The organism is Nesterenkonia flava (assembly GCF_031432335.1).
Taxonomy (GTDB): domain Bacteria; phylum Actinomycetota; class Actinomycetes; order Actinomycetales; family Micrococcaceae; genus Nesterenkonia; species Nesterenkonia flava.
The window spans coordinates 26496-50381 of the sequence record NZ_JAVKGT010000023.1 but is presented as its reverse complement, the minus strand read 5'-3'; the positions used below and the strand labels follow the sequence as shown (position 1 = coordinate 50381).

Here is a 23886-nt window from a genome sequence, read left to right as displayed (position 1 = left end):
GAACCTCGTCGGAACAACGTGTCTGAACATCACAGCTAGTTCCGCGGGCGGGGAAGCCCCGCCGCGCTCTCGGCGAGCTGGCGCTCGCCATCACGCCTGAAGTGTTGGTTCCGTGGGCGGGGGAACCCCGCCGCGCTCTGGGCGAGCTGGGGCTCGCCTTCACGCCCGAAGCACCGGTCCCGTGGGCGACTTTCGACCGCAGTCCGGGTACATAAAGTGTGTTGAAACTGCAGAAAGAAGCGTCAGCAGGGGCCGGAAGCTGCAGTTTCAGCACACTTTCTCGGCAGGTAGGGCTACCTGCGGAGAAAACAGCCGACGCGGGCTCCAGGCGCGCCCCGGGCCGCGCGGTCAGTCGTCGCGCTGGATCTGGATGATCTCCAGGGGTGTGCCGTCGTCGTCCACCCCAAGATGTGCCGCCATCGGTTCACCGTTGAGCAGCACGTTCGCCGATCGGGTGCCGGTGGCCACGATCGCCGTGGTCTCGACTTGCTTGAGCGCCTGCCACGCCTCGCAGTAACTGCGGGTCACCGCCTCCCCGCTCAGCTGAACGGTCACCGTGTCGCCGTCGACGCTCACGGAGTCCAGCTCCAGCGAGTCGGCGGAGACCGCCAGCGCATTGATGAACGCGGGATCCCCGTGAGAGTAGAGCTGATCCTGCAGGAGGAAGCCCAGGGCTGCGCTGGCAGCGTCGTCGGTCACCATCGGGACGGTCTGCACCACAGAAATGGTGTCGCCGCAGCCGAACGTCCCGGTGCGGGCAATCTCCGTCATGTGCGGGTGGGGCTGGGAGACCCCGGTGTTGTCCAGCTGCGCTCCCGGCGCAAGGTCGGACTCCAGGGTGCCGTCTTCCCCGATGGGGGCCCGCTCGGAGTGACCCGCCGGACTCACCATGGCCACCGGCAGCCGGATAGTGTCATCGCCCTCGTACTCGGGTTCGGGCAGCGGGTTCTCGGGGACGGGAGACTCGGCGTCGTCGGTCTCGGTTTCGCCGCCGCCAGGGGAGCAAGCCGAGGTGAGAAGAGCTGCGGCTACGGCGGAAGCCGCAAGCCAGCGCCGGACAGGCCGGGGGGAGCAGGTCATTGGAACAGGATACGACAGCTGCTTCACGGGTGAGGACTTCGCCCCGGAGGGCTTCGGTCAGCGGATGTGAGAAAGGGCGGGAGGCTGTGAACGGGGGCAGCCTCCCGCCCTGGAAGAGAAGCGCACCCGGGTGCTGCACGGAGGGGGTGGGACGATTCGCACCCGGCGCTCTAACTGCTTCTCACGGGGCAGATGACGACATCGGAGGGAACGGAAACTCCAATGCCTCGTCTGGTGTTTCACCGCGGAGATGTTTCAAACTTGAATATCTCCGGTTCATCTATAGTGCAACCGACGAGTAACCATGTCAAGGCGGCGGAACGCGGTGTGACGGACCCCGCAAACACCAGGTGCCGGTGCGTTCTCCGGTAGGCTTTCAGCATGCCGATCCGGAACCGTCGAGCCGCTGCGCTGCCTGCCAAACTTTCCCGCTCATGGCTGCTGATCAACGCCGCCAAGGAAGAGGATTTTGCGCCCGGCCTCGCCTCAGAGGCGGACTCGGTGATCTTCGATCTGGAAGCCTCCGTTCCGGCCGACCAGAAGGAGCAGGCTCGCGATGCCGTGCTGCGGGCCCTCAACGGCGGAATGACCGCCTGGGTACGCATCAGCCCCACCACCTCGGAGTACTGGGAGCACGACGTGGCTGCCCTGTCCAAGGCCGAGGGTCTGCGCGGAGTCATGCTCGCCGAGACGGAGCGTCCCGATCAGGTCACCTACACCGCCATGCGGCTGCGCGCTGGTACCCCGGTGATCGCCCTGATCGAATCGGCCCTGGGCGTGGAGAACGCCACCCAGATCGCCTCCGCGCCGGGCACCTTCCGCCTGGCCTTCGGTACCAATGACTTCCGTAAGGACGTGGGTGTATCAGCCGACCCCATGGCTCTGGCCTATGCCCGCTCCCGGCTGGTCATCGCCTCCCGCGTGGGAGGATTGCCCGGTGCCATCGACGGTCCCACGGAAGCCAACGCCGACGACGCCACCATCGCTGAAGCCTGCCGGGTCACTGCCGAGATGGGAATGACCGGAAAGCTCTCGCTGAACCGGGCGCAGGTGGAGCAGGTCAACAAGGGGCTTTCACCCTCCGAGGATGAGCTCACGTGGGCCCGCGAACTCATCGAGGCCCATGAGCGCGGCGCCTCCATCGGTGACGGTTCCTACCTGCCGCGTTTGGCTCGCGCACAGAAGATCGCCTCCCTGGCCGATTCCTACGGCCTGTGGAACGCCTAAGCGTTCCTCTCCCCGCGCCTACGGTCCGCGCTGGTCAACGGCCTGCGGTACGCCTCCAGGGGTAGTGATTCCGCCGGCGTCGGCGTTGTAGTCTGGCTCACATGGGACGAGAGACGTATGCCGGCAACGTAGCCTTCGAGGTCCGCGGCCACCTGGGCCTGATCACGCTGAACCGCCCCAAGGCCCTGAATTCGCTGACCCAGCTGATGTGCGAGTCCATCATCGTCCAGCTGGCCGACTGGGCGGAGGACGACGCCGTCACTCAGGTCCTCGTGCGCGGCGCCGGCGACCGTGGGCTCTGCGCCGGCGGGGACATCGTGGCCCTCTATCAGGACATGGTCTCCCAGCAGCCCCAGGACGGCGGACCGCTGCTGCCTGAGGGAACCCCGGCGTACCAGGCACACTTCGGCGGCGAGGACTTTCTCACCGCCGAGTACGTGATGAACCTGGCGACCGCACGGTTCCCCAAGCCCTACATCGCGCTGATGGACGGGGTGGTGCTCGGCGGCGGAATCGGCGTCTCCGCCCACGGATCCCACCGCATCGTCACCGAACGCACGCGTGCGGGCATGCCCGAGACCATGATCGGCTTCTCACCGGATGCCGGCGGCTCCTACCTCTACGGCCGGGCCCCGGGGCGGCTGGGTCTGCACGCCGGCATGACCAGTTTGCACGTGGGCGCCGCCGATGCCCTGCACATGGGGTTGGCCGACGTGCAGATCGACTCCTCCAGCATCGATGAACTCACCCAGGCCCTGACCGAAGAGCACGTGGATCAGGTGCTTCCGCGCTTCAGCGTGAGCCCGGAGCCGGCTCCCCTGGCGGAGGCGGCGGTGTGGATTGAGGACGCCTACTCGGCGGAGACGGTCGAGGAGATTATGGAACGCCTGCTGGAACTCAGTGAGGAGCATCCCGGTGCTGGGCAGGCCCTTGATGTGCTGCGGGCGGCCTCACCCACGATGGTCAAGGTCGCTCACCGCGCTATCAGCCTGGCAGCGGAGCTCAGTCTGGAGGCGGCGCTGAGCCAGGAGTTCACGATCGCGGTGCATGCGCTGCGTTCCCATGACTTCCGTGAGGGGATCCGCGCCCAGGTCGTGGACAAGGACAAGAGCCCGCGCTGGCGGCCTGCTGCGGTCACGGAGGTCGATGAGGACCTGTTGGCCCACTACTTCACCCCGGTGCCGGGGAAGCTGCTGACTCTGCTCTAGCGGCGCGTCATCCCTGACGTCGGAAACGCGCTGGACGACAGTTTTCTGAAAAACTGAAATAACCAGAGCACGACGACGCACGAGGGGCTTCAGCAGATGACGCATCAGGAGACAGACCGCACCACGTCGCAGGAGGTGGCTTACGCCAGCACCTATCAGGAGGCGGTGCAGCGAGGCGTTCCTCTGCGCGACGCCGACGGCACCGTCATCTACCCCAGCTTCGGCACTCGCCCGCCGCGCCGTTACACCCTGGACCTCTTCCACCGGGGGCTCTACGCGGCCTCCATCGCGATGGTCATCGTCGCTTCCGTGGGGTTCGCGATGTGGTGGGCCGGAGCTGAGGATCAGGTGCCGATGCACTACAACGCCGCCGGGGAGGTCACCCGCTACGGCAGTCCGAACGAGGCGCTTCTGCCGTATCTCCTCTCCCTGGGCGCATTTGTCCTGTGCGCGGCGCTGGGTCGCTTTCCGCGCATCTTCAACTTCCCCTTCCAGCTCACCGAGGAGAATATCCAGCGCCAGTACAAGAATGCCGAGCAGATGATGATCTGGCTCTGCGCCGGGATGGCCCTGATCCCGGTCTCGATGGCGGGCGAGTGGGCCGGCTGGTTCGGTCTCACCCCGCTCATCTGGTTCGCGATGGCCGCGGTGCTTCTTCCCGTGGTGGTCTTTACCATCCGCATGTACAGAATCCGCTGAACTGATCCGGAAGGTCCGCCATGCTTGAATCCACCACCGCTGAAGCGGTGACCACCATCATCATCGGCCTGGTGCTGCTGGCCGGCGTGGTCGGGGTGATCCTGCCGGTGCTGCCCGGCAGCCTGGTCATTATTCTGGGTCTGCTGATCTGGGCGATCCTCGTGGGAGGACCGGTGGTCTGGACCGCCGCCGTGATCGGCATGCTGCTGGCGCTGGCGGGGTGGAGCGCCTCCACGGTGCTCACGGGCCGGGCGCTGCAGAGGGAGAGGATTCCGCGCGGACCGATCCTCATCGGCATTGTGTGCGCCGTCATCGGCCTCGTCATCTTTCCGCCCCTGGGGCTCTTCCTCGGTTTTGCCCTGGGCCTCTTCGGTGCGGAGCTTATCCGGCGGGACTACGACTGGCAGGCGGCGGGGTCCGCCAGCCTGAAAGCCCTGCGCGCCATGGGCATCGGCATTCTGGTGGAGTTTCTGCTTGCCGGCACCGCGGTGGCCGCCTTTCTGCTGGCGGCGCTGATCCACTTCATCTTCTGAGGCCCAGCACGGCCGGGGCCCTGCCGTGGCAGAGCCCCCATGCGCCGTGACCGCCTGTCAGCCAAGGCCGTACCAGGTCATCACCCAGTCGCTGAAGACGCCAAACAGCACGCCCCAGGCGATGATCGACAGCGTCATGTACAGGTAGACGTTCCGTCGGGAGGCTCCGAAGCCCACCAGGATGGGTGCGGTGATCATGGTGGGCAGCACCAGCGGGGTCAGGAAGCACACTCCGGGGACCCCGAAGCGGTCCACATACTTGGCCACGCGGCGGCGGCTGCGGCTGGTCTCCTGCTCCGGCTTGGGGTCCCGGCCGCGGGTCGCGGCGTCACGGGCACCTCCGGTGAGAGCGGTCAGCACCATCATGCACAGCCAGTTGCCCAGGATCGCAGCCGGCACCGCCAACCAAGGGGTGACTCCCAGGAGTACCGTGAAGAAGCTCGCGAGGTAGGACTCCACGAACGGGATTGCTCCCGCCAGCAGAATCACAAAGAACTGCTGCCACGGCTCCGCGCCGGTCAGGGTATCGCCGAGCCAGGTGAGGACATCGACCACAAAGTCGGTGATGAAGTCGGGCATGAAGTCCATGAGGTGTCTCCTTTTTCAGGTGGGGAGCGGCGTCGTCGTGCCTCTCCGTTGTCTTGTGCCTCCATCCTTCTGGGATCCGGAGCCCGCGAGCAGTGCCGCAATGTCAGAACCTGCGTATGACGTAGCGTCACTGTGTGGGGCAGGCCGCGCCGATTAGGCTGAACGGGTGACTGCGAACACCGAATCCACCCACCGGCAGATCCGGCGTCTGAACATCGTGTCCCTGGTGGCCAGCACCATCCCGATCGGCATCATCTTCCTGATCATGGATGCCCAGTCCTGGGTCGACGTCGTCATCCTGGGGGCCGGAGTGCTCGGCGCGGTCATCGCGGTGCTGACATGGCGGGAGACCGGAACGCACCCCCTGGTCTACCCGGCTCTGGCGGTGACGGCGCTCTCCTGGGTGCTGAGCGTGGTGGTGGTCGACAGTCCGCGCGGCTTCTTCATGCTCGCCGTCGTCGCCGGTGTGGTCATCTCCAAGCTGCCGCGTCACCGCTTGGTCTCGGGCTTCGTGCTGGGAGTGGCGGTGGCCGCCATCGGCGCACTGGATCTGATGCTGCGGCCCGAGCGCGCCGGTGACCAGCTGGTGCCCTACATTGTGCTTCCCGGGGGTATGACCTGGCTGTTCGCGTGGGCCATGGTGATCACCCAGCGCCACTTCGATCTGGTGGGGGAGCTGGGGCGCCTGCAGCAGGCTGACGCCGACCTGGCGGTGATGCGGGAGCGCTTTCGGTTTGCCAGCGACCTGCACGACATCCAGGGGCACGCCCTCCACGTGGTCAAACTCAAAGTCACCCTGGCGGAGAAGCTGCTGCGCCGAGACCCCGAGCGTGCCGCTCAGGAGCTGCGGGAGGTCCATGAACTGGTGGCTGACACCATTACGCGCACCAAGGAGCTGGCCTACGCGCAGCACACGCTGAACCTCAACGCGGAGCTGGAGAACGTCAAGAATCTCTTTGAGGCGGCGGGGATCCGGGTGAGTGTGGAGAAGGACGACGACGACGGCGTCGCCTGGAGCGAGCTGCTGGGCCAAGTCCTGCGGGAGACCACCACCAATATCCTGCGCCACGCTCAGGCCACGCACGTCAGGATTATCGTCACCGGGCGCAGCCTGCGCATTGAGAACGACGGTGCAGCAGCAGCCAGTACGCGCCAGCGTGGTCTGGCCACGCTGCGGGAACGGCTGGCCCAGCATGACGGCCGGCTGGAGACCGCCGTGCAGAACGGACGCTTCACCACCTACGCCGTGCTCCCGGAGCACGGATGCCAGACCGAGGTCGCGGTGGCGGCAGACAGCGGGGCAGCCCGATGAGCATCAGCATTGTGCTGGCTGATGATGAGGTGCTGCTGCGCAAAGCGCTGGCGTCCCTGCTGCCTCTGGAGGGTGAGATCAGCGTGCTCGCCGAGGCGGAGGACGGCGCCCAGGCCGTGACGGCGGTGCTGGAGCACCACCCGGATGTGCTGGTGATTGACCTGGAGATGCCCGGCACCGATGGTCTGGAGGCCGTGGCCCGCTTGCAGCAGCAGGTTCCTGATCAGGCGATCCTCATGCTGACCCGCCATGCCCGCCCCGGCGTGCTGCGCAGGGCCCTGAAGCTGGGGGTGCGGGGCTTCGTGAGTAAGTCCGCTGAGCCCGAGCACATCGCGGAGGTGATTGGCGCACTGCATGCGGGCAAGAGATGGATCGATCCGGATGTCTCGGCGCTCGCCGTGGTGGACGACTGTCCCCTCACCGAGCGGGAGATTGACGTGCTGCGCGAAACCTCACAGGGGTACTCGGTGGCCGACATCGCCGCACGCCTGCACCTGGCCGAGGGCACGGTGCGGAACTACCTCTCCCACGCGATGCAGAAGACGCAGACCCGCACCCGGCACGACGCCGCCCGCTACGCGCGCGAACGCGACTGGCTTTAGCGCCCGGGGTGTCCCCGCCCGCGGGACCGGCTCACCGCAGGTCGGATTCCAGGAACTCACCCTCGGCGGTGGCGGGAGCCTGTCCGTCCACGGAGCGGGACTCCTCCAGAGCGCGCAGCTCCACGCGGCGGATCTTGCCGGAGATGGTCTTGGGCAGGTCCGCCAGCTCGATCCGTCGGATGCGTTTGAACGGTGCCACCGTCTCGCGGCAGTGGGTCAGGATCGAGGCAGCGGTCTCACGCGTCCACTCGTAGCCTGCGGCCAACACCACAAAGGCTTTAGGCACGGAGAGCCGCAGCGGATCGGGGGAGGGAATCACCGCTGCTTCCGCCACTGCCGGATGTTCCACGAGCACTGACTCCAGCTCGAAGGGGGAGATCCGGTAGTCGCTGGACTTGAAGACGTCGTCGGCCCTCCCCACGTAGGTCAGCACGCCGTCCTCGTCCTGGGAGACCACATCTCCGGTGTGGTAGACGCCGCCGCGGAAGACCTCGGCGGTGCGCTGGGGATCGCCGTAATAGGACTTCATCAGCCCCACGGGCCGGTGCGGACCGCTCTGTTCGGCGCGCAGGCACAGCTCGCCCTCCTGGGCCTCCTGGCCTGTCTGCGGGTCCAGGATGACCACGTCGAAGCCGGGCAGCGGGCGGCCCATGGACCCCGGCTTGACCGGCTGACCGGGAGTGTTGGCGACCTGCAGGGTGGATTCGGTCTGACCGAAGCCGTCGCGGATGGTGGTGTTCCACGCCCGCTGGACCTGCTGGATGACCTCGGCGTTGAGAGGTTCGCCCGCGGAGACGGTGACGCGGGGCGGGTTGGTCAGCTGGGTGAGGTCAGCCTGGATGAGCATGCGCCAGACTGTCGGCGGAGCACAGAAGCTGGTGACCCCATGACGGCCCATCTGATCCATCAGTTCGACGGCGTCGAACCGCTGGTAGTTGTAGACGAAGATCGTCGCCTCGGCGATCCACGGAGCAAAGAAGTTCGACCAGGCATGCTTCCCCCACCCGGGACCTGCGACGTTCAGGTGCACATCACCGGGCTGGATGCCGATCCAGTACATGGTGGTCAGGTGCCCCACCGGATACGAGGTGTGGGTGTGCTCCACGAGCTTGGGCAGCGTGGTGGTGCCGGAGGTGAAGTACAGCAGCAGGGTCTCGTCCGCGGGCGTGGGTTCAGCGGGTGTGAACGACGACGACGCCGCGTAGGCATCGCTGTACCGCAGCACGGTGCGGGACTCGCCCGAGGGTGCGGTGACGTCCGGGCTGGGGGTCTCCGGGCTGTAGTGACCGGGCACGTGGATGAGGTTGAAGGTCCCGTGGACCTCGGCGAACTTCTGCAGATTCGCAGCATCGGCCACGGCCCAGGCCACCTCACCGCGAGCCACGCGGTCCTGAAGCTCGGAGGGGCCCATCTGCGTGGCGGTGGGAATCAGGACGGCACCCACTTTCATGCCTGCCAGCATGACCTCCCAGAGCTCCACCTGATTGCCGAGCATGAGAATGATGCGGTCCCCGCGCTGTACGCCGATCCCGCGCAACCAGTTGGCCACTCGGTCGGAGGTCTCTGCCAGCTGTGCGAAGGTGCGGCGCAGCACCTGACCGTCGGCCTCGGCGATGACCAGGGCATCCTGGTCGCCGCGCTCGGGGGCTGTGGCGATCGCATCGAACCAGTCCAGGGCAAAATTGAAGTGCTCGAATCGGGGCCAGGCAAACTCGGCACGGGCCTTCGCGTAATCCTGCTGGCAGCGCACCAGCTGGTCACGTGCTGCTCTGAACTGACTGGTCACCGCAGCCTCAGTCATGATGGTGGTCCTTACTTCTCGCTCGACATCTGCTCATACCCTACGCGCGCTCGGGCGCAGGATAACTTTCGCTGACCTGGAGTGTCCGTATAGTGAACCCAAGGCATGGGCGAGTGAGTCTGTATATCATCTGGACAGCGGCTGTGTGAGTCGAGACCACGTGGGGAGGGCGCATGGACATGAACGGTGTGCCCGGTGCCCAGGGAGAAGACGCGGGAGAGGCCCCTGAGCCCCATGCCGCGGTGTCCCTGAGGATTTCCTCTCCGGTGCTGATGCTCGCCGGTCCTTCCCCGGCCAGCAACGAGCTGGCCCAGCGGCTGCGGGGCCTGGATGTGAAAGTCCTCCAGGCATCCTCCGGGTCTCTGGCGCTGGAGGCCGCCAGGGAAGACCACGCGGCGCTGTTCGTCATTGACGCCCGCACCAGTCGCCGCATTGCGGGTCTCGAGGACGCCGCGGCTGCCCTGCGTGAGGAGGCCGCAGAGTCCGCTGCCCTCTTCTGGTTCGACGCCGGAGCTTCTCGTGAGGAGATTCTTACCCTGTGCACGCCCGGGGATGACCATATGAGCGGCACGATCGACATCGAGGAGTCCCTGACCCGCCTGCATCTGCTCACCGGCCGGCTGCCGGAGCGTCGCGACGGTGAACGTCTCGTGGTCGGTGATCTTGAGCTGGACACCTCAACCCGGACCGTGACGCGTGCGGGTCAGGACATTGACCTCTCCGATACCGAGTTCCGGCTGCTGAGGCTGCTGATGCGCCACGCCCGCACGGTGCTGCCCAAGGCGGAAATTCTGCAGCAGGTCTGGGAGTACGAATTTGCCGGGCAGGCCAACATCGTCGAGCTCTACATCTCGTATCTGCGCAAGAAGATCGAGGCGGAGCATCCCAAAATGATCCACACGGTGCGCGGGGCCGGCTACGTGCTGCGCCCGGCCGCGGCGTCCTCAGAGTCCGCGGACTCAGCCGACTCGGCGGGCTGAGCGGAAAGCAACGCTCAGGCGGTCCGCCGGCTGAGCAGCAGCGCAATGCCGCCCAGCAGGAGTGCCACAGCAGCGGTCAGCGCAGCCCATCCCGCAGTCCCCATGCCCGTTTCGGCCAGATCGCCGTAGTTCTCGTCCTCATCCTCCCGGTCGGCGTCGGACTCGGCAGCCTCGTCGTCCTCCTCGGAGGTCTCCTCAGGTCCCTCCGGTGAGGCGGAAGCTGTGGCCTGGGGGCCCTCAGGGATGTCCTGATCCAACTGCGGGAAGCCGGGCAGCGGGAAGAACGTCAGCGGGCTCTCGCTCCAGGAAGGGGCAGAGCTGGTCGCCGTCGGACTGGGGGAGGTCGGGGCGCCGGGGGAGGTCGTTCCGGAGGTGGGGCTCTGCTGCGTGGGCATCCCGGGAGACGTGGGCCCTGTTCCGTTGTCCGGGTTTTGCGTCCCGGAGGTGGGGGAGTCGGGAGCCGCAGGCGGTGCCGCCTCGGTCGGGGGAGGGGTGGTCGCCGGGGTGCCCGGGTCCGTGGCGTTGCCGTGCACCGTGAAGATCACCTGGGTTCTGGCCTCCTGGCCGTCGGGACCGGCGGCGATCACGGTGAAGAGGTCCTGACCCGTGCCTCGGTAGGCCGCCGGTGCCGTATAAGTGATGTCCGAGCCCGAGAGGGAGACCGTTCCACCCACCTGGGAGGCTGTGGAGCCCAGCGAGAGGCTGGCGCCGGGAGATGTATTGCACTGGACGGTGTGCGTCTCCCCGGCGTTCAGAATGGCACCGGAGCAGGTCACGTGGAACTCTTCCTGCGGCAGTCCATCGTCGTCCTCGCCCGTCTCGGGTTCCTCGGTCTCCTCCTCCGGGGATTCGGTCCCCGGGGAGTCTTGGTCCGTCCCGGGGGTTTCTGCAGCAGGAGTCTCAGTCGCCGGGGCGTCCTCGTCGAGGTCGTCGTCGTCCTCGTCCTCGTCGAGGTCTTCCTGAAGGGCCGTCGGGGCAGATGCGGCCATCAGCTCAGGGGTCGTCTCGACGAGCGCGGGCTCCGAGGATGTGGAACCGTGAGCAGCTGATGCTCCCATCAGCAGGGCGCCAGCGAGGACGGCGGCGGCCACGGAAGCGCGCGCGGCGGGCCTCGGCGAATACATAACCCCCAGTCTACGGGAGAGTACGGTCACGGCGCGGGGGCGGGGTGTGAGACAGGCTCCGGAGTGGACTGCCCGCTGATCAGGCGGGTCAGCGCCTCGTTCATATGCTCCTCGATCGCGGACATCATGCGCGATTCGTCACCCTCGGCGATGGCCTCTGCGATGTCCTTGTGCTCCTGGACCTGCTCCTCGGGGTCGCGGTAGGTGTCCTGAAGGGCGGTGAGGCACATGCGGGTCTCGACCATGAGGGTGTCGTGCATGCGACGCAGACGCGGGCTCCCGGCGCCGGCGACCAGCACCTCGTGGAAGTGGAAGTCTGCGTCCGAGAGAGCGGTGAGATCTCCCGCTTCGGCTGCAGTCTGCATCGCGTCGTAGGCCTCACGCAGAGCGACGACGGCGGGGACCGGGCCCTGCTCGCGGATGATGAGGCGGCCGGCCGCGGATTCCAGGACCGTTCGTGCGGAGTAGAGGTCGCGAATCTCCTCCTGATCCAGCTCCTTCACGAAGAGCCCGCGGTTGGGAGAGGCCAGCACGAGGCCCTCCTGGACCAGGCGCTGCATCGCCTCACGCAGGGGGCCGCGGCTGACCCCGAAGCTCGAGGCCAGTGCCGCCTCGGAGAGCTGCGAGCCGGGGGCGAGGTGGCCGTACATGATGCCCTCGCGTAGCTGGCGGGTGATCAGGGATGCCGTGGACTCCCGTCTGACCTGCTGGAATGTCGGGGTTGCCGTCATGAAAGTCGCTCCGCGTCGTCGGGGTGGTGGGGTTGGGTGGGTGGTATCCCTCCATGATCGCAAAGATTGTTGACAATCTGCAATCGGGATCCCTAGCCTAGCAACATGTCAGACCCCTTGCCCGTGATCACCGTCCTGTGCTCTCCCGCGGACTCCGAGGTCTCCCATCATGTTCCCCCGGGCTTGGAGCGGCTCGCCGGGCGAGCCGAGGTTCGCTGCGTCCAGGCCGACGAGCTGGGACCGGCCCTGCGCGGTGCCGATGCCCTCTTCCTGTGGCACGCCTTCTCCCGTGATGTGGCGGAGGTATGGAATCAGGCGGATGCGTTGCAGTGGATCCATGTCTCCGCCGCCGGCGTCGACAAGCTTCTGTTTGAGGAGCTCGTGGAGTCCGAGGTCACGGTGACCAACGCCCAGGGCGTCTTTGACCGACCCATCGCGGAATGGGTCCTCGGCGCCATCCTGGCTGAAGCCAAGCAGTTCGCCCTCGGATACCGGCACAAGAGTGAGAAGCGCTGGCAGCACCGTGAGACCGCACGTGTCACGGGAACCACTGCACTGGTGATCGGCACCGGCGCCATCGGTCGGGAGATCGCCCGTTTGCTGCGCGCGGTGGGAATCGAGGTCCGGGGAGTCGGGCGCAGGGCCCGGACCCAGGACGAGGATTTCGGTGAGGTGTTCTCTTCCGATGAGCTTGCCGCCCACGTGGGATGGGCCGACACTGTGGTCAACGCCGCGCCCCTGACTCCGGCCACCCGGGGCCTGATCAGCGCAGAGGTCCTGGCGGCCATGAAGCCCGGGGCGCATCTGGTCAACATCGGCCGGGGAGAGCACGTGGACGAACCGGCCCTGGTCAGCGCCCTGAAGAACGGGCCTGTGGGGTTTGCCTCCCTGGACGTCTTCGCCACCGAGCCGCTGCCGGCCGACTCCGAACTCTGGGAGCTGGAGAACGTGCTGATCAGCCCCCATATGTCCGGGGACGTGGTCGGTTGGCGACCGGCCTTGGCCGAGCAGTTCCTGGACAACGCTGAACGCTGGTTGGCGGGGGAGCCGCTGCGCAATGTGGTGGATAAGAGGAAGGGCTACGTGCCCAGACACTGATGGAGGCCGCCGGCCTCGCCGCACCCGCGGGCTTGTGGGTGCGTCAACACTGTAGGGAGGAGGGGCCATGACGGACTTGGCAGAGATGACAGCCGCAGAGCTGCTGGAGGGCTACGCGGCGCGAGAGTTCACTCCGGTCGATGCGGCAGAAGCGGCGCTTGACCGGATCGAGGCGCGTGACGCCGAGCTCAACGCCTTCGTGCTGGTGGACCGGGACGCGGCCCTGGATGCGGCAGCGGCCTCCGCCGCCCGCTGGGCCGCCGGGGAAACGCTGGGACCAGGTGACGGGGTTCCGACGTCCATCAAAGACATCTTCGCCACGACCGGCTGGCCCACGCTGCGTGGAACTCAGCTCATCGACGAATCTGGTCCCTGGGATTACGACGCCCCCTGCGTGGCCCGGTTGAAGGAGACCGGAGCGGTGCTGCTGGGCAAGACCGCCACCCCGGAGTTCGCCTGGAAGGGCACCACTGACTGTCTGCGCTCCGGCGCGACCTCCAACCCCTGGGATCCCCGCACGACGTCGGGCGGTTCCTCGGGGGGATCCGCCGCCGCAGTCGGAGCCGGGATGGGGCCCTGGTCGGTGGGCACCGACGGTGGCGGCTCAGTCCGCATTCCCGCGTCATTCACCGGCACAGTGGCCATCAAGCCCACGTACGGGACGGTGCCGATGTTTCCCTCATCCCCGTTCGGGACGCTGGCTCACGCGGGGCCGATGACCCGCACGGTGACCGATACCGCCCTGCTGCTGGACATCATCTCCGGATTCGACTCCCGTGACTGGTCGGCCCTGCCGACCCCTCAGACCACCTTCACCGCAGGGCTCGACGACGGAATCTCTGGGCTGCGCATCGCCTACTCACCAACCCTGGGGTATGGGGAGAACGATCCCGAGGTGGAGCGCCTGGTCGCCGAAGCGGTGGGGCTGCTGGAGGAGGCCGGTGCCATCGTCGAGCAGGTCGATCCGGGCTTCGATGACCCGGTGGAGGCTTTTCACGTGCTGTGGTTCACCGGCGCCGCCAAGGTCCTGGAAGTCTACGGACCAGATGCTCTGGGGGAGATCGACCCTGGACTGCGGGCCGGCATCGAGGAGTATGCCGGCGCCACCGCCGGGGACTACCTCGACGCCACGGCGGTGCGCATGGCGATGGGAGTCAGGATGGGCGCGTTTCACGAAACCTATGATCTGCTGGTGACCCCCACCATGCCCATCACCGCCTTCGACTGCACGCGTCAGGCACCCGAAGGGTGGAGGTCCGAGCTGTGGACCTCCTGGACTCCCTACACCTACCCGTTCAACATGACCCAGCAGCCGGCGGTCTCTGTGCCCTGTGGTGTGACGGCGTCCGGGGAGGGTGGCGGTCTGCCCGTGGGGCTGCAGTTCGTGGCTGCGCGCACTCAGGATCGGCTGGCGCTGCGCGCGGCTCGGGCCTATGAGGTGGCCTCCGGAGAGAAGTTCACGCGGCCTGCGACCGCAGTCCAGCGCGCCTCTAGGTAGGCCCTCAGCGAGCGGTGAGGCCTCGGCGCCCTCGACGGGGGACCGGCGGCAGTTCCTGGTTAGGCTGATGGCATGGGGAAGATCTGGAACAACCGCGCCGCGTTCGACCGCTGGTCCACCCTCACCGAGTGGCCGATGGCGGGCATCTCCCTGATCTTCCTGGGCGTCTATGCCTATGTGGTGATCGGCAATCTGCGGATCACCGACACGGACTGGCCGGAAGTCACCATGAACGTCATCTGGGTGATCTTCGCGGTCCACTACGTGGTCTCGCTCGTGCTCGTGCCCCACACTAAGCAGTGGTTCATCACGCACCTGCACGAGCTGGCGATCGTGGTGCTGCCGTTTCTCCGGCCCCTGCGTCTGCTGCGCCTGGTGACTCTGCTGCACGTACTGCAGCGCTCGGCGGGCGCGGCGCTGCGGGGCAAGATTACGCTCTACGTCGGCTTCACCTCGGCTCTGCTGGTGCTCATCGCGGCACTGGCCATCCTGGATGCCGAGCAGAACCATCCCGAGGCCAACATCACCTCCTTCGGGGATGCCACCTGGTGGGCGGTGGTCACCATCACTACCGTTGGCTACGGTGACCACTACCCGGTCACCGATCTGGGACGCTGGATCGCGGTGGGCCTGATGATCGCCGGCCTGGGACTCATCGGCTCGGTGACTGCGACCCTGGCCAGCTGGTTCGTGGAGAAGGTCCGGGAGTCCGCGGAGAACGCCGCCGAGGCGGAGACGCGTGAAAGCGCCACCGAGGATGACCGTGAGCGCGAATCCGCGCAGTTGCGGGGATCAGGCGCTTCTGGCTAAGATTGATCTTTGTCTGCCGAGCTGTGCTGTGCCCTTTTTGCTGAAAGGGGTAGGCGCCGGAAAACAGTGCGGCGAACGATTTTGCACCGTCTGCACGGAAGCTGCCTGAGTAATCAGAGGGGCCTCCGTGCGCACGCAAGGCACTTCGGTTGGATCTCACCCAGCCTGGTCGTCCTCGTACGTCACGGTGAATGCAATAAATACATCTACGTACTTTCATCCAAGAGGAGTGATCATGGCAGCACGTTGCCAGGTGACGGGAGTGACGCCGCAGTTCGGCAATCAGATCTCCCACTCGCACCGCCGCACCAAGCGCCGGTTCGACCCGAACATCCAGAAGAAGACCTACTGGGTGCCTTCGCTGGGCCGCAAAGTGACCCTGAACCTGTCCGTCAAGGGCATCAAGACCATCGACGTCCGCGGTATCGACGCCGTCGTCGCCGACCTTCTGAAGCGTGGTGAGAAGCTCTAATGGCAAAAGACAAGGACGTACGTCCCATCATCAAGCTGAAGTCGACGGCCGGCACCGGGTTCACCTACGTGACCCGCAAGAACCGCCGCAACAACCCTGACCGCATCGTGCTGAAGAAGTACGACCCTGTGGTCCGCAAGCACGTCGACTTCCGAGAGGAGCGCTGATCATGGCTAAGAAGTCCAAGATCGCAAAGAACGAGCAGCGCAAGGTCATCGTTGAGCGTTACGCCGAGAAGCGCGCCCAGCTGAAGAAGACCCTCGTTGACCCCAACGCATCTGACGAAGAGCGCGAGGCAGCTCGCGTGGGCCTGCAGAAGCTGCCCCGCGACGCTTCCCCGATCCGTGTCCGCAACCGCGACAGCATCGACGGTCGCCCCCGCGGCACCTTCCAGAAGTTCGGCATCAGCCGTATCCGCTTCCGCGATATGGCTCACCGCGGCGAGCTCCCTGGTATCACCAAGTCTTCTTGGTAATACCGTCAAGAGAGCGGCCAGCCTGACCCGCTGAGCACAGGGCGGCATCCCTTCGGGGGTGCTGCCCTTTGTGTGTTCCCAGGAAGCGACAAAGCTCGCGCGCAGGCGGTGCGGTGCCGCATTCTGCCCCCGATTGCGTTCGCCAGTGGACGAAACCCCGCCAACTCGCCGCAAAACGCCTGTTTTTGGCGGTTCCGGACGGCCCACCGTGGTAAGTTGCCAGACTGAAAGCCCGGAATAAGCCCTTCTGCCGCGGAATGACGCGGAAGTGTGGCGCTCACGGGACAGCAAGAGAACAGTCCAGGAGGACACAGTTATGGCACTGAACCGCAGCGAGCTCGTCGCAGCCGTCGCCGAGAAGTCCGGCAACTCCCAGGCCGCCGTCAACGGCGTGCTGGATGCCGTCTTCGAGGTCTTCACCGAGCAGGTCTCCAAGGGCGAGAAGGTCTCCATCCCCGGCTGGCTCTCCGTGGAGCGCACCGAGCGTGCCGCCCGCACCGGCCGCAACCCCCAGACCGGCGAGACCATTCAGATCCCCGCCGGCTACTCCGTGAAGCTCTCCGCAGGCTCCAAGCTGAAGGCTGCTGCTTCCGGCAAGTGAGCTTTCACGCTCCGCTAGCGTCACGCTAGTACACACGACGACGGCTCCCCTCCTCCTGCTGAGGCGGGGAGCCGTCGTCGTCTGTCTGTGCGGTCAGCACCGGCGATATGCGCCGCGTGTTCTACCGCGCGTAGAATTCCCTCCATGGCCCAAGCCCCTGCCCGTACCTGGGTCGCCCCCCTGCCTCTGACCGCGGCCGCACTGTGCCTTGGTCTGCTGACGCTGACCGCAGCCGGTCTGCTCACCGGCGTGGGGCAGACCGATGCCATTTCGGACCCCGGCGCCGTCACCCACTGGGGCCTGCCGGTGGCCCGCTACGTTCACCATCTGGCCATGGCCACCGCGGTGGCCGCCGCCGTCCTGGCCGCGGTGGCCATCCCCGCCCGCACCGGGCCCCGCGTCCGTCAGCAGAAGCGCCAGCAGAGCTCCGCGGGTGCTGCTGCGCAGGAGCACCCGCTCTACGCCCGTGCCCTGCAGATCGCCACCATCGCCTCGGTGGTCTGGACTGTGGCCGCCATCGCCGTGCTGGTGCTGAGCTTCTCTTCCCTGGCCGGGCTGCGACTCTCGGCTTCTGAAAGCTTCTCCTCGGGCTTCTTCGGGTACGTCACGGGGATCGCCACAGGGCAGGCCTGGATGGCCATCGTGCTCATCGCCGGGCTCTTCTCCACCTTGATCACCGCCTTCCGGAACCCCGCCGCCGTCGGCTTCATCGGGGCCCTCGGGCTGGGTGCCATTGTGCCCATGGCCATGGTCGGCCACTCCGCCTCCGGAGACGACCACACCGCTGCCGTCAATTCGCTGGGACTGCACCTGCTCGGCGTCGTGATCTGGGTGGGCGGACTGGTGGTGCTGGCCCTGCTGGCGCCGGAGATCCGCCGTACCGCCGAGACCCTCACCGCGCGCGACCAGGGCGGGCCAGAGCTGCTGGGGACTCTGCTGCGCCGCTACTCCCTGCTGGCGGCTCTCAGCCTGGTGACCGTGGCCGCCTCGGGAATCATCAACGGCGCCCTGCGTGTGGAAACTCCCGCCCAGCTGCTGACCACTCCTTATGGCCTCATGCTCGTGCTGAAAGCCACCGGGACCCTGCTTCTGGCGGGCATCGGCTGGATGCACCGGGCCTGGATCATTCCGCGCCTTGCTGGCCCTCTCGCCGGCGCCGGTGCCAAGCCCGCGCGCAAGTACGACGGCGGCGCAGTCACCTCCGTCTCCACCGTTCGGCTGCTGTGGCAGCTCATCGTCGTCGAAATCGCTCTGATGTCTGCGGTGATCGGCATCAGCGCTGTACTGGGACGGACCTCCCCGCCGGTGCCCGAGGATCTTCCTCCCGACGCGACACCCGCCCGCACACTCACCGGCTATGACCTGCCGCCGGAGCCCAGCCTGGTCAACTACCTGACCCAATGGCGCATCGACTGGCTCTGGGTCGCAGTCATCGCCTTCCTCGCCATCTGGTACGTCCGCGCCTTCGTTCAGGTCCGCCGGCGAGGCATCTCCTGGCCCGTCATGCGCACCGTCTCCTGGCTGGTGGGCCTGACGGTCCTGTTCTGGATCACCTCCGGAGGTCCCGCGGTCTACGGCATGGTCCTGTTCTCGGGACACATGATCCAGCACATGACACTGACCATGGTGGCGCCCATCTTCCTGGTCATGGGCTCACCCGTGACCCTGGCGATGCGCGCTCTGCCCTCGCGCACTGACGGAACCCGCGGGGCCAGGGAGTGGATTCTGTGGCTGGTGCACTCCACCTGGTCCAAGATCGTTACCCACCCGATTGTGGCAGCGGTGAACTTCGGTGGCTCGATCGTCCTGTTCTATTACACCCCGCTCTTCGGGCTCTCCCTGGAGTACCACCTGGGGCACATCTTCATGACGCTGCACTTCCTGCTCACCGGCTACATCTTTGCGCTGGTGCTGGTGGGGCGCGACCCGCTGCCCTCGCGACCGCCGCATTTCATGCGCGTGATCATCCTGCTGGCCACGATGGTCTTCCACGCCTTCCTCGCGGTGGCGATTTCCGGGGCGGACAGCCTCATCCAGGCCGAATGGTTCGGCAATATGGGCCACGGGTGGTTCCCGGCCCTGGATGATCAGCAGCACGGTGGCGAGCTGATGTGGGGTCTGGGGGAGGTGCCGGCGGTGCTGCTCTCCGTCATCGCCATGGTCCAGTGGTCCCGCGATGACAAGCGTGAGTCCACACGCCTGGACCGAGAGGCTGACCGCACCGGCGAGGCCGAGCTGGAAGAGTACAACGCAATGTTCGCCGCCATGGCAGAGAGGAATCAGAGCCGATGAATCACCCCGCCCCACGAGGCACCGACGAGCCCGTTCAGCAACCCGGGCCCGCCTCTGCGCCGGGGATCATGCCCGGTCACCGCGGGCGCCGCCGGCTCGCCGCCCTGGGACTGGTGGGCGGGCTCGCCCTGCTGACAGCCTGCGGACAGGATGACGAGGTTCCCGAGGGTGAGACCCAGGCCCCGGACCCGGCGGGCGCAGAGCATGCCGTGGCTGCGGCAGCCGCCGGAGCCGAGCGTGCGGCCAGCTACGGCTTCGATGCGGCCGGATTCATGCCGAAGGAATCTCGGGACTACTACCGCGAGCAGATGACTGACCCGTTCGAAGAGCGCCAGGCCCTTGAGGTCACTCCGGCAGAGTGCGCAGACCCGCTACTTGCTGACGGCTGGTCCCCACTGCTGCTGGAGACCGACGCCGCACGTGTGGACTTCGCTGCGCAGACCTTCGCCGGCCAGGGAAGCCTGGAAGTTGCCCCCCTGGAGAACCAGGACGACCGAGACAGGGCTCAGGAGTACCAGCAGGCCGTCGAGGAGCTCATCGCCTCCTGCTCGGAGGTGGAATTCTCCACGGACGACGGGGACTTTGTGCTGGAAATCTCCGAACCGGAGCTCCAGGCTGATCTTCCGGACACCACGGCATTCGTCTGGGAACGGCGCGCCGCCGGGGCTGAGTCCCCGGCTGGAACAGAAACCGCCCAGATCCTGTTCACCCCTCAGGACGACGACGTCGTGATGGTCTCCTTTATGGGAGAGTCGGCAGCGGGCTCTGAAGAGTTCACGCAGATCGCCGAGGCCATCACTGAAGAGACGCTGGCAGCGCTAGGAGAGACTACCGATGACTGAGACCGCACCGACCGAAGCGATCCGACGCAGCGCCCGCGTGCGCGCTTCTGAGCTGATCGGCCGCGGCTGGCTGAATACCGGCGGCAAGCAGGTCACCCTTGAGGATCTGCGCGGCAAGGTGGTCATCCTCGACTTCTGGACCTTCTGCTGCATCAACTGCCTCCACGTGCTTGATGAGCTGCGGCCCCTCGAGGAGCGCTTCCATGACGTGCTGGTCACCGTGGGCGTGCACTCTCCCAAGTTTGAGCACGAGGCGGACCCCGACGCGCTTGCCGCAGCCGTGGAGCGCTATGAGATTGAGCATCCCGTGCTGGATGACCCGGAGCTGGTCACCTGGCAGAACTACTCCGCCCGTGCCTGGCCTACCCTGGTGGTCATCGACCCCGAGGGCTACATCGCCGCGACCCTCGCCGGCGAGGGCCACGTGGCGGGTCTGACCTCCCTGGTGGAGGAGCTGGTAGCTGAGCACGAGGCCAAGGGCACCCTGCACCGCGGCTCCGGCCCCTATGTCCCGCCCGAGCCAGTCAGCCGCACCCTGCGCTTCCCCGGCAAGGCCGTTCCCGTGGACCGGGCTCTGGGCGGAGAGGACTCCGCCGGGCGCTTCCTCGTTGCTGACACGGGCCACCACCGCATTGTGGAGCTCGCCGAGGACCTGGAGACCGTGACCCGTTCCTGGGGTTCCGGAGAGAAGGGCTATGCCGACGGCGACGCCGAGAGCGCGCAGTTCACCGAGCCCCAGGGGCTGGCGCTGCTTCCGGCAGAGGTTGCGCAGCAGGTCGGCTACGACGTCATCGTCGCCGACACCGTCAACCATCGTCTGCGCGGTATCCGGGCCGCCACGGGTGAGGTCATCACCCTGGCCGGCAATGGCGTGCAGCGCCTGCTGGATGCCGAGCGCACCCGTGAGGGCGCGGTGGTGGTCGGCTCCCTCGGCACCGACCCTCTGAACGTCTCCCTGTCCTCACCCTGGGATGTGCTCTGGAGCGAGGCCGCCCAGCGCGTCATCATCGCCATGGCCGGCACGCATCAGATCTTCAGCTTCGATCTCCTCACCTCGGAGATCGCCGTCTATGCGGGCACCGGTCTGGAGGGGCTGCTCGACGGCGCCGCCGACGAGGCCTGGTACGCCCAGACCTCAGGACTGACCCAGGACGCCGAGGGCAATGTCTGGATCGCTGACTCCGAGACCTCTAGCCTGCGCGTGCTCAAAGTCGCCGAGAATCCGCACGCACCTGTGACGCAGACGCTCATCGGAGAGGGGCTGTTTGACTTCGGGTTCCGCGACGGCGACCCGGCGCAGGCGCGGCTGCAGCATCCGCTGGGCGTGACCGCTCTTCCCGACGGCTCGGTGCTGGTGGCCGACACTTACAACGGCGCTATCAGGCGCTGGCGCGGGGAGCACACCGCAGCAGACGGCTCGACCGTCCCCGCGGAGGTCTCCACCGTGGCGCGAGGTCTCAACGAGCCCTCCGACGTGCTGCTGGATGCCGACGGCGCCACTCTTCTGGTGGTTGAGACCAATGCCCACCAGCTCGTGCGCATCGCCGTGCCCGAGGAGTACCTCACCGTGGACGAAGGAGCGTCCCAGACTCAGCGTCCGGCCACCGCAGTGGCACCGGGGGAGTTCCGACTCAGCATCGGCTTCTCGGCACCTTCCGGGCAGAAGCTCGATGATCGATGGGGCGATCCCACCCAGCTGCAGGTCTCCTCGACCCCGCCAGAACTCATCACCGAGGGTGCAGGCACCTCCGAAGGCCTGCAGCGCACACTGCGGCTGAACTCTGAGGTCCCTCAGGGCGTTCTGCACATCACCGCCCGGGCGGCAGCCTGTGACGGTGCCCCGGGGGAAGAGATCCCCATGCATGCGGCCTGCCATCTCTATCAGCAGGACTGGGGCATTCCGGTGACTCTGGAAGAGGGCGCCGAGACCCAGCTGGAACTGGATCTGCGCGGCATCAAGTAGGCCAGTTCAGATAAAACACTGCGGGGAACGGCGCTCGACCATGCGCCCGCCGGCCGTAGCGTGATGGTCTCGTCCTCTTCATGTCATGCGGTGCCCTCCCTGGGCTGTCGGCCTGCTTCTTCTGCTTGACCGAAGAGGTCCTCAACGGTCGAGCCCAGAACCCTTGCGATGCGCAGGGCCAGGAAAACGCTGGGGGCATAGTCTCCGCGCTCCAGCGCCACGATGGTCTGGCGGCTCACGCCCACCCGCTGGCCCAGCTCGGCCTGTGTCAGGCGCAGGCTCTTACGGTGCGACTTCACGGGGTGAAGCCAGGGGGTGTTATCGGGGGGCATGACTCAATGACAACTTAACTTGACATGAAATGTCAAGGAGAGTTGACGCGCCTCGCGTCGCGCTCCGGATGGTGTCCCTGGTGCGGGTTGATTCGATAAGCTCGGGGGAAGACCTCCAGTCCCAGGCGAAAGGCGGATGACCCTATGACCACCATGGTCGTTGTGGCGAGCAAGCACGGCTCCACTGCGGAGATCGGCGAACGGATCGCCGCTACGCTGAGCGCCCGCGGAGTCTCCGCCCACGTCAAGGACGTCGGGGAGGCCGGGAAGTGGCTGTACGAGACCGACAACGTCGTCGTCGGCATCCCCGTCTACCGCCAGAAGCTCCTGGGCGAGGGCACCCTCTTTCTGGAGGCGCACCGCACTGAGCTGACCGGTAAGCCTCTGTTCCTCTTCGCCGTAGGCGGCGGCGAGTCCCTCGCGCCGGAGCTCACAGCCCGGCTCAAGCAGTTCCCGCACCGTGAAATCGCCTACTTCCGCGGTGCTATCGATTCCGAGAAGCTCAGCTTCTTCGAGAAGCTGCAGCTGAAGGTGGCCAAGGCGCCCACTGACACGGATCTGCGGGACTGGCCCGCGATCGAGGACTGGGCCCACGGTCTGCTCGCCTACGGAATCAACTGACCCCGCCGCGGATTCCGCGCGTAGGTGCCCCTGACACGGGGCTTTGAGCTGGGGTCTCGCGCGGTTGTCTTATGGCGTAACACAAACTCCCCTTTCTGGCTTTGGCGGGTGTAGCGTACTCCCTCGTCGCACGCTTCCCGTTGTGCCAGAAAGGGCCCCGATCCTCATGAGCATCCGCCGCTGCACTTCCCTTGCCGTTGCCGGCATTGCCGCTTTGGCACTGTCCTCCTGCGGCGGGGACTCCGCCCCGACCGAAGGCCCCGATCAGGGACCGGAAGAGCAAGCCTCCGGCCTGACCCTTGAAGAGGTGCAGGAAGCCGGCGTGCTGACGGTAGGTACGGAGGGCACCTACCGGCCCTTTTCCTACCACGAGGGTGGCTCCGGCGAGCTGACCGGCTATGACGTGGAGATCATCGAGGCCGTTGCTGAGAAGCTCGACGTCGACGTCGAGTTCCAGGAGACCCAGTGGGACGCCATGTTTGCCGGACTGGACTCCGCCCGTTTCGACGTCATCGCCAACCAGGTCTCCATCACCGAAGAGCGCCAGGAGAACTACCTCTTCTCCGAGCCCTACACCGTCTCCAACGGAGTGATCGTGACTCTGGCGGAGAACAACGACATCTCCAGCTTCGAAGACCTCGACGGCGCGACGACGGCACAGTCGCTGACCTCGAACTGGTACGAGCTGGCCACCGAGTCCGGTGCCGAGGTGGAGGCCGTGGAGGGTTGGGCTCAGGCCGTGGCGCTGCTGGAGCAGGGTCGCGTGGATGCGACCATCAACGACAAGCTCACCTACCTGGATTACCAGGCCACTGAGGACAACCAGAACATCAAGATCGCCGCCGAAACCGAGGACCACTCCTACGCGGCCTTCATCTTCCGTCAGGGCAGCGATTCTCTTGTGGACGCCGTGGATGAGGCTCTGGCAGAGCTGGCCGAGGAGGGTACTCTGAGTGAGATCAGCGAGAAGTACTTCGGCGCTGACGTCTCCCAGTAA

The 23886-nt window shown here is 66.5% G+C and carries 25 protein-coding genes; 19 read left to right on the top strand and 6 right to left on the bottom strand.

Annotated features, from left to right (window positions below; genetic code table 11):
- Positions 1–348: 348 nt before the first annotated feature.
- Complete coding sequence (locus tag RH857_RS09530) at positions 349–1080, bottom strand: hypothetical protein (RefSeq protein WP_310537747.1); 732 nt, start codon at positions 1078–1080, stop codon at positions 349–351.
- Between the two features lie 381 nt (positions 1081–1461).
- On the opposite strand from RH857_RS09530, the gene RH857_RS09525 reads away from it, so the two are divergent.
- From RH857_RS09525 to RH857_RS09510, 4 genes are all read left to right on the top strand, one after another.
- On the top strand, positions 1462–2307 hold the full coding sequence (locus RH857_RS09525; RefSeq protein ID WP_310537746.1) for an HpcH/HpaI aldolase/citrate lyase family protein: 846 nt from the start codon (positions 1462–1464) through the stop codon (positions 2305–2307).
- 101 nt (positions 2308–2408) lie between these two features.
- The gene (locus RH857_RS09520; RefSeq protein WP_310537745.1) at positions 2409–3515 is read left to right on the top strand and encodes an enoyl-CoA hydratase/isomerase family protein; all 1107 of its coding nucleotides are present in this window, start codon (positions 2409–2411) and stop codon (positions 3513–3515) included.
- 96 nt (positions 3516–3611) lie between these two features.
- On the top strand, positions 3612–4214 hold the full coding sequence (locus RH857_RS09515) for a DUF1648 domain-containing protein (RefSeq protein WP_310537744.1): 603 nt from the start codon (positions 3612–3614) through the stop codon (positions 4212–4214).
- A 20-nt stretch (positions 4215–4234) separates the two neighbouring features.
- Positions 4235–4747, top strand: a complete 513-nt coding sequence (locus tag RH857_RS09510) for a DUF456 domain-containing protein (RefSeq protein ID WP_310537743.1) — start codon at positions 4235–4237, stop codon at positions 4745–4747.
- Between the two features lie 57 nt (positions 4748–4804).
- Here RH857_RS09510 and RH857_RS09505 read toward each other — a convergent pair whose 3' ends face one another.
- Entirely contained in the window at positions 4805–5335 is a 531-nt protein-coding gene (locus RH857_RS09505) for a hypothetical protein (protein WP_310537742.1), read from the bottom strand.
- 166 nt (positions 5336–5501) lie between these two features.
- Here RH857_RS09505 and RH857_RS09500 point away from each other — a divergent pair, with 166 nt between their 5' ends.
- On the top strand, positions 5502–6647 hold the full coding sequence (locus tag RH857_RS09500) for a sensor histidine kinase (RefSeq protein ID WP_310537741.1): 1146 nt from the start codon (positions 5502–5504) through the stop codon (positions 6645–6647).
- Positions 6644–7249, top strand: coding sequence for a response regulator transcription factor (locus tag RH857_RS09495; RefSeq protein ID WP_310537740.1), 606 nt, complete (start codon positions 6644–6646; stop codon positions 7247–7249). The genes RH857_RS09500 and RH857_RS09495 overlap by 4 nt, the downstream gene beginning before the upstream one ends.
- Positions 7250–7280: 31 nt before the next feature.
- On the opposite strand, the gene RH857_RS09490 is transcribed toward RH857_RS09495, so the two are convergent.
- Positions 7281–9050: an AMP-binding protein gene (locus tag RH857_RS09490; RefSeq protein ID WP_310537739.1), complete on the bottom strand. Its 1770-nt coding sequence runs from the start codon at positions 9048–9050 to the stop codon at positions 7281–7283.
- Between the two features lie 173 nt (positions 9051–9223).
- Between RH857_RS09490 and RH857_RS09485 the strand changes: the two genes are divergently transcribed.
- The gene (locus RH857_RS09485) at positions 9224–10030 is read left to right on the top strand and encodes a winged helix-turn-helix transcriptional regulator (protein WP_310537738.1); all 807 of its coding nucleotides are present in this window, start codon (positions 9224–9226) and stop codon (positions 10028–10030) included.
- Positions 10031–10044: 14 nt separating this feature from the next.
- Here RH857_RS09485 and RH857_RS09480 read toward each other — a convergent pair whose 3' ends face one another.
- Positions 10045–11154, bottom strand: coding sequence for a hypothetical protein (locus RH857_RS09480; RefSeq protein ID WP_310537737.1), 1110 nt, complete (start codon positions 11152–11154; stop codon positions 10045–10047).
- Between the two features lie 26 nt (positions 11155–11180).
- Complete coding sequence (locus RH857_RS09475) at positions 11181–11885, bottom strand: GntR family transcriptional regulator (protein WP_310537736.1); 705 nt, start codon at positions 11883–11885, stop codon at positions 11181–11183.
- A gap of 105 nt (positions 11886–11990) precedes the next feature.
- Here RH857_RS09475 and RH857_RS09470 point away from each other — a divergent pair, with 105 nt between their 5' ends.
- The 10 genes from RH857_RS09470 (at position 11991) to RH857_RS09425 (ending at position 21936) form a co-directional block, all read left to right on the top strand.
- The gene (locus tag RH857_RS09470) at positions 11991–12983 is read left to right on the top strand and encodes a D-2-hydroxyacid dehydrogenase (RefSeq protein WP_310537735.1); all 993 of its coding nucleotides are present in this window, start codon (positions 11991–11993) and stop codon (positions 12981–12983) included.
- Between the two features lie 67 nt (positions 12984–13050).
- A complete protein-coding gene (locus tag RH857_RS09465; RefSeq protein ID WP_310537734.1) occupies positions 13051–14481 on the top strand; it encodes an amidase in 1431 nt (476 codons plus the stop codon).
- A 72-nt stretch (positions 14482–14553) separates the two neighbouring features.
- Positions 14554–15291, top strand: a complete 738-nt coding sequence (locus RH857_RS09460) for a potassium channel family protein (protein WP_310537733.1) — start codon at positions 14554–14556, stop codon at positions 15289–15291.
- A 235-nt stretch (positions 15292–15526) separates the two neighbouring features.
- On the top strand, positions 15527–15763 hold the full coding sequence (rpmB, locus tag RH857_RS09455; protein WP_310537732.1) for a 50S ribosomal protein L28: 237 nt from the start codon (positions 15527–15529) through the stop codon (positions 15761–15763).
- Positions 15763–15930 (top strand): 50S ribosomal protein L33, encoded by a 168-nt coding sequence (gene rpmG / locus RH857_RS09450; protein ID WP_022872124.1) that lies wholly within the window; start codon positions 15763–15765, stop codon positions 15928–15930. Before rpmB ends, rpmG begins: the two co-directional genes overlap by 1 nt.
- 2 nt (positions 15931–15932) lie before the next feature.
- On the top strand, positions 15933–16238 hold the full coding sequence (gene rpsN / locus RH857_RS09445; RefSeq protein WP_310537730.1) for a 30S ribosomal protein S14: 306 nt from the start codon (positions 15933–15935) through the stop codon (positions 16236–16238).
- A gap of 316 nt (positions 16239–16554) precedes the next feature.
- The gene (locus tag RH857_RS09440) at positions 16555–16839 is read left to right on the top strand and encodes an HU family DNA-binding protein (protein WP_044493282.1); all 285 of its coding nucleotides are present in this window, start codon (positions 16555–16557) and stop codon (positions 16837–16839) included.
- Positions 16840–16983: 144 nt separating this feature from the next.
- Positions 16984–19131 (top strand): bifunctional copper resistance protein CopD/cytochrome c oxidase assembly protein, encoded by a 2148-nt coding sequence (locus tag RH857_RS09435; RefSeq protein ID WP_310537729.1) that lies wholly within the window; start codon positions 16984–16986, stop codon positions 19129–19131.
- A complete protein-coding gene (locus tag RH857_RS09430; RefSeq protein WP_310537728.1) occupies positions 19128–19973 on the top strand; it encodes a hypothetical protein in 846 nt (281 codons plus the stop codon). Before RH857_RS09435 ends, RH857_RS09430 begins: the two co-directional genes overlap by 4 nt.
- Positions 19966–21936: an NHL domain-containing thioredoxin family protein gene (locus RH857_RS09425; RefSeq protein WP_310537727.1), complete on the top strand. Its 1971-nt coding sequence runs from the start codon at positions 19966–19968 to the stop codon at positions 21934–21936. Before RH857_RS09430 ends, RH857_RS09425 begins: the two co-directional genes overlap by 8 nt.
- Positions 21937–22019: 83 nt before the next feature.
- Here RH857_RS09425 and RH857_RS09420 read toward each other — a convergent pair whose 3' ends face one another.
- Complete coding sequence (locus RH857_RS09420) at positions 22020–22268, bottom strand: helix-turn-helix transcriptional regulator (RefSeq protein WP_310537725.1); 249 nt, start codon at positions 22266–22268, stop codon at positions 22020–22022.
- A gap of 144 nt (positions 22269–22412) precedes the next feature.
- Between RH857_RS09420 and RH857_RS09415 the strand changes: the two genes are divergently transcribed.
- Together RH857_RS09415 and RH857_RS09410 are read left to right on the top strand one after the other, a co-directional pair.
- Positions 22413–22889, top strand: coding sequence for a flavodoxin domain-containing protein (locus RH857_RS09415; RefSeq protein WP_310537724.1), 477 nt, complete (start codon positions 22413–22415; stop codon positions 22887–22889).
- Between the two features lie 166 nt (positions 22890–23055).
- Positions 23056–23886, top strand: a complete 831-nt coding sequence (locus RH857_RS09410) for an amino acid ABC transporter substrate-binding protein (protein ID WP_310537723.1) — start codon at positions 23056–23058, stop codon at positions 23884–23886.

Excerpts from the sequence above, each read along its gene's own strand:
- rpmB (WP_310537732.1), top strand. The coding sequence starts at position 15,527 with ATGGCAGCACGTTGCCAGGTGACGGGAGTGACGCCGCAGTTCGGCAAT.
- rpsN (WP_310537730.1), top strand. The coding sequence starts at position 15,933 with ATGGCTAAGAAGTCCAAGATCGCAAAGAACGAGCAGCGCAAGGTCATC.
- RH857_RS09515 (WP_310537744.1), top strand. The coding sequence starts at position 3,612 with ATGACGCATCAGGAGACAGACCGCACCACGTCGCAGGAGGTGGCTTAC.
- RH857_RS09425 (WP_310537727.1), top strand. The coding sequence starts at position 19,966 with ATGACTGAGACCGCACCGACCGAAGCGATCCGACGCAGCGCCCGCGTG.
- rpmG (WP_022872124.1), top strand. The coding sequence starts at position 15,763 with ATGGCAAAAGACAAGGACGTACGTCCCATCATCAAGCTGAAGTCGACG.
- RH857_RS09490 (WP_310537739.1), bottom strand. The coding sequence starts at position 9,050 with ATGACTGAGGCTGCGGTGACCAGTCAGTTCAGAGCAGCACGTGACCAG.
- RH857_RS09465 (WP_310537734.1), top strand. The coding sequence starts at position 13,051 with ATGACGGACTTGGCAGAGATGACAGCCGCAGAGCTGCTGGAGGGCTAC.
- RH857_RS09495 (WP_310537740.1), top strand. The coding sequence starts at position 6,644 with ATGAGCATCAGCATTGTGCTGGCTGATGATGAGGTGCTGCTGCGCAAA.
- RH857_RS09485 (WP_310537738.1), top strand. The coding sequence starts at position 9,224 with ATGGACATGAACGGTGTGCCCGGTGCCCAGGGAGAAGACGCGGGAGAG.
- RH857_RS09440 (WP_044493282.1), top strand. The coding sequence starts at position 16,555 with ATGGCACTGAACCGCAGCGAGCTCGTCGCAGCCGTCGCCGAGAAGTCC.
- RH857_RS09415 (WP_310537724.1), top strand. The coding sequence starts at position 22,413 with ATGACCACCATGGTCGTTGTGGCGAGCAAGCACGGCTCCACTGCGGAG.
- RH857_RS09430 (WP_310537728.1), top strand. The coding sequence starts at position 19,128 with ATGAATCACCCCGCCCCACGAGGCACCGACGAGCCCGTTCAGCAACCC.
- RH857_RS09410 (WP_310537723.1), top strand. The coding sequence starts at position 23,056 with ATGAGCATCCGCCGCTGCACTTCCCTTGCCGTTGCCGGCATTGCCGCT.
- RH857_RS09520 (WP_310537745.1), top strand. The coding sequence starts at position 2,409 with ATGGGACGAGAGACGTATGCCGGCAACGTAGCCTTCGAGGTCCGCGGC.
- RH857_RS09475 (WP_310537736.1), bottom strand. The coding sequence starts at position 11,885 with ATGACGGCAACCCCGACATTCCAGCAGGTCAGACGGGAGTCCACGGCA.
- RH857_RS09510 (WP_310537743.1), top strand. The coding sequence starts at position 4,235 with ATGCTTGAATCCACCACCGCTGAAGCGGTGACCACCATCATCATCGGC.
- RH857_RS09460 (WP_310537733.1), top strand. The coding sequence starts at position 14,554 with ATGGGGAAGATCTGGAACAACCGCGCCGCGTTCGACCGCTGGTCCACC.
- RH857_RS09530 (WP_310537747.1), bottom strand. The coding sequence starts at position 1,080 with ATGACCTGCTCCCCCCGGCCTGTCCGGCGCTGGCTTGCGGCTTCCGCC.
- RH857_RS09470 (WP_310537735.1), top strand. The coding sequence starts at position 11,991 with ATGTCAGACCCCTTGCCCGTGATCACCGTCCTGTGCTCTCCCGCGGAC.
- RH857_RS09505 (WP_310537742.1), bottom strand. The coding sequence starts at position 5,335 with ATGGACTTCATGCCCGACTTCATCACCGACTTTGTGGTCGATGTCCTC.
- RH857_RS09435 (WP_310537729.1), top strand. The coding sequence starts at position 16,984 with ATGGCCCAAGCCCCTGCCCGTACCTGGGTCGCCCCCCTGCCTCTGACC.
- RH857_RS09420 (WP_310537725.1), bottom strand. The coding sequence starts at position 22,268 with ATGCCCCCCGATAACACCCCCTGGCTTCACCCCGTGAAGTCGCACCGT.
- RH857_RS09525 (WP_310537746.1), top strand. The coding sequence starts at position 1,462 with ATGCCGATCCGGAACCGTCGAGCCGCTGCGCTGCCTGCCAAACTTTCC.
- RH857_RS09480 (WP_310537737.1), bottom strand. The coding sequence starts at position 11,154 with ATGTATTCGCCGAGGCCCGCCGCGCGCGCTTCCGTGGCCGCCGCCGTC.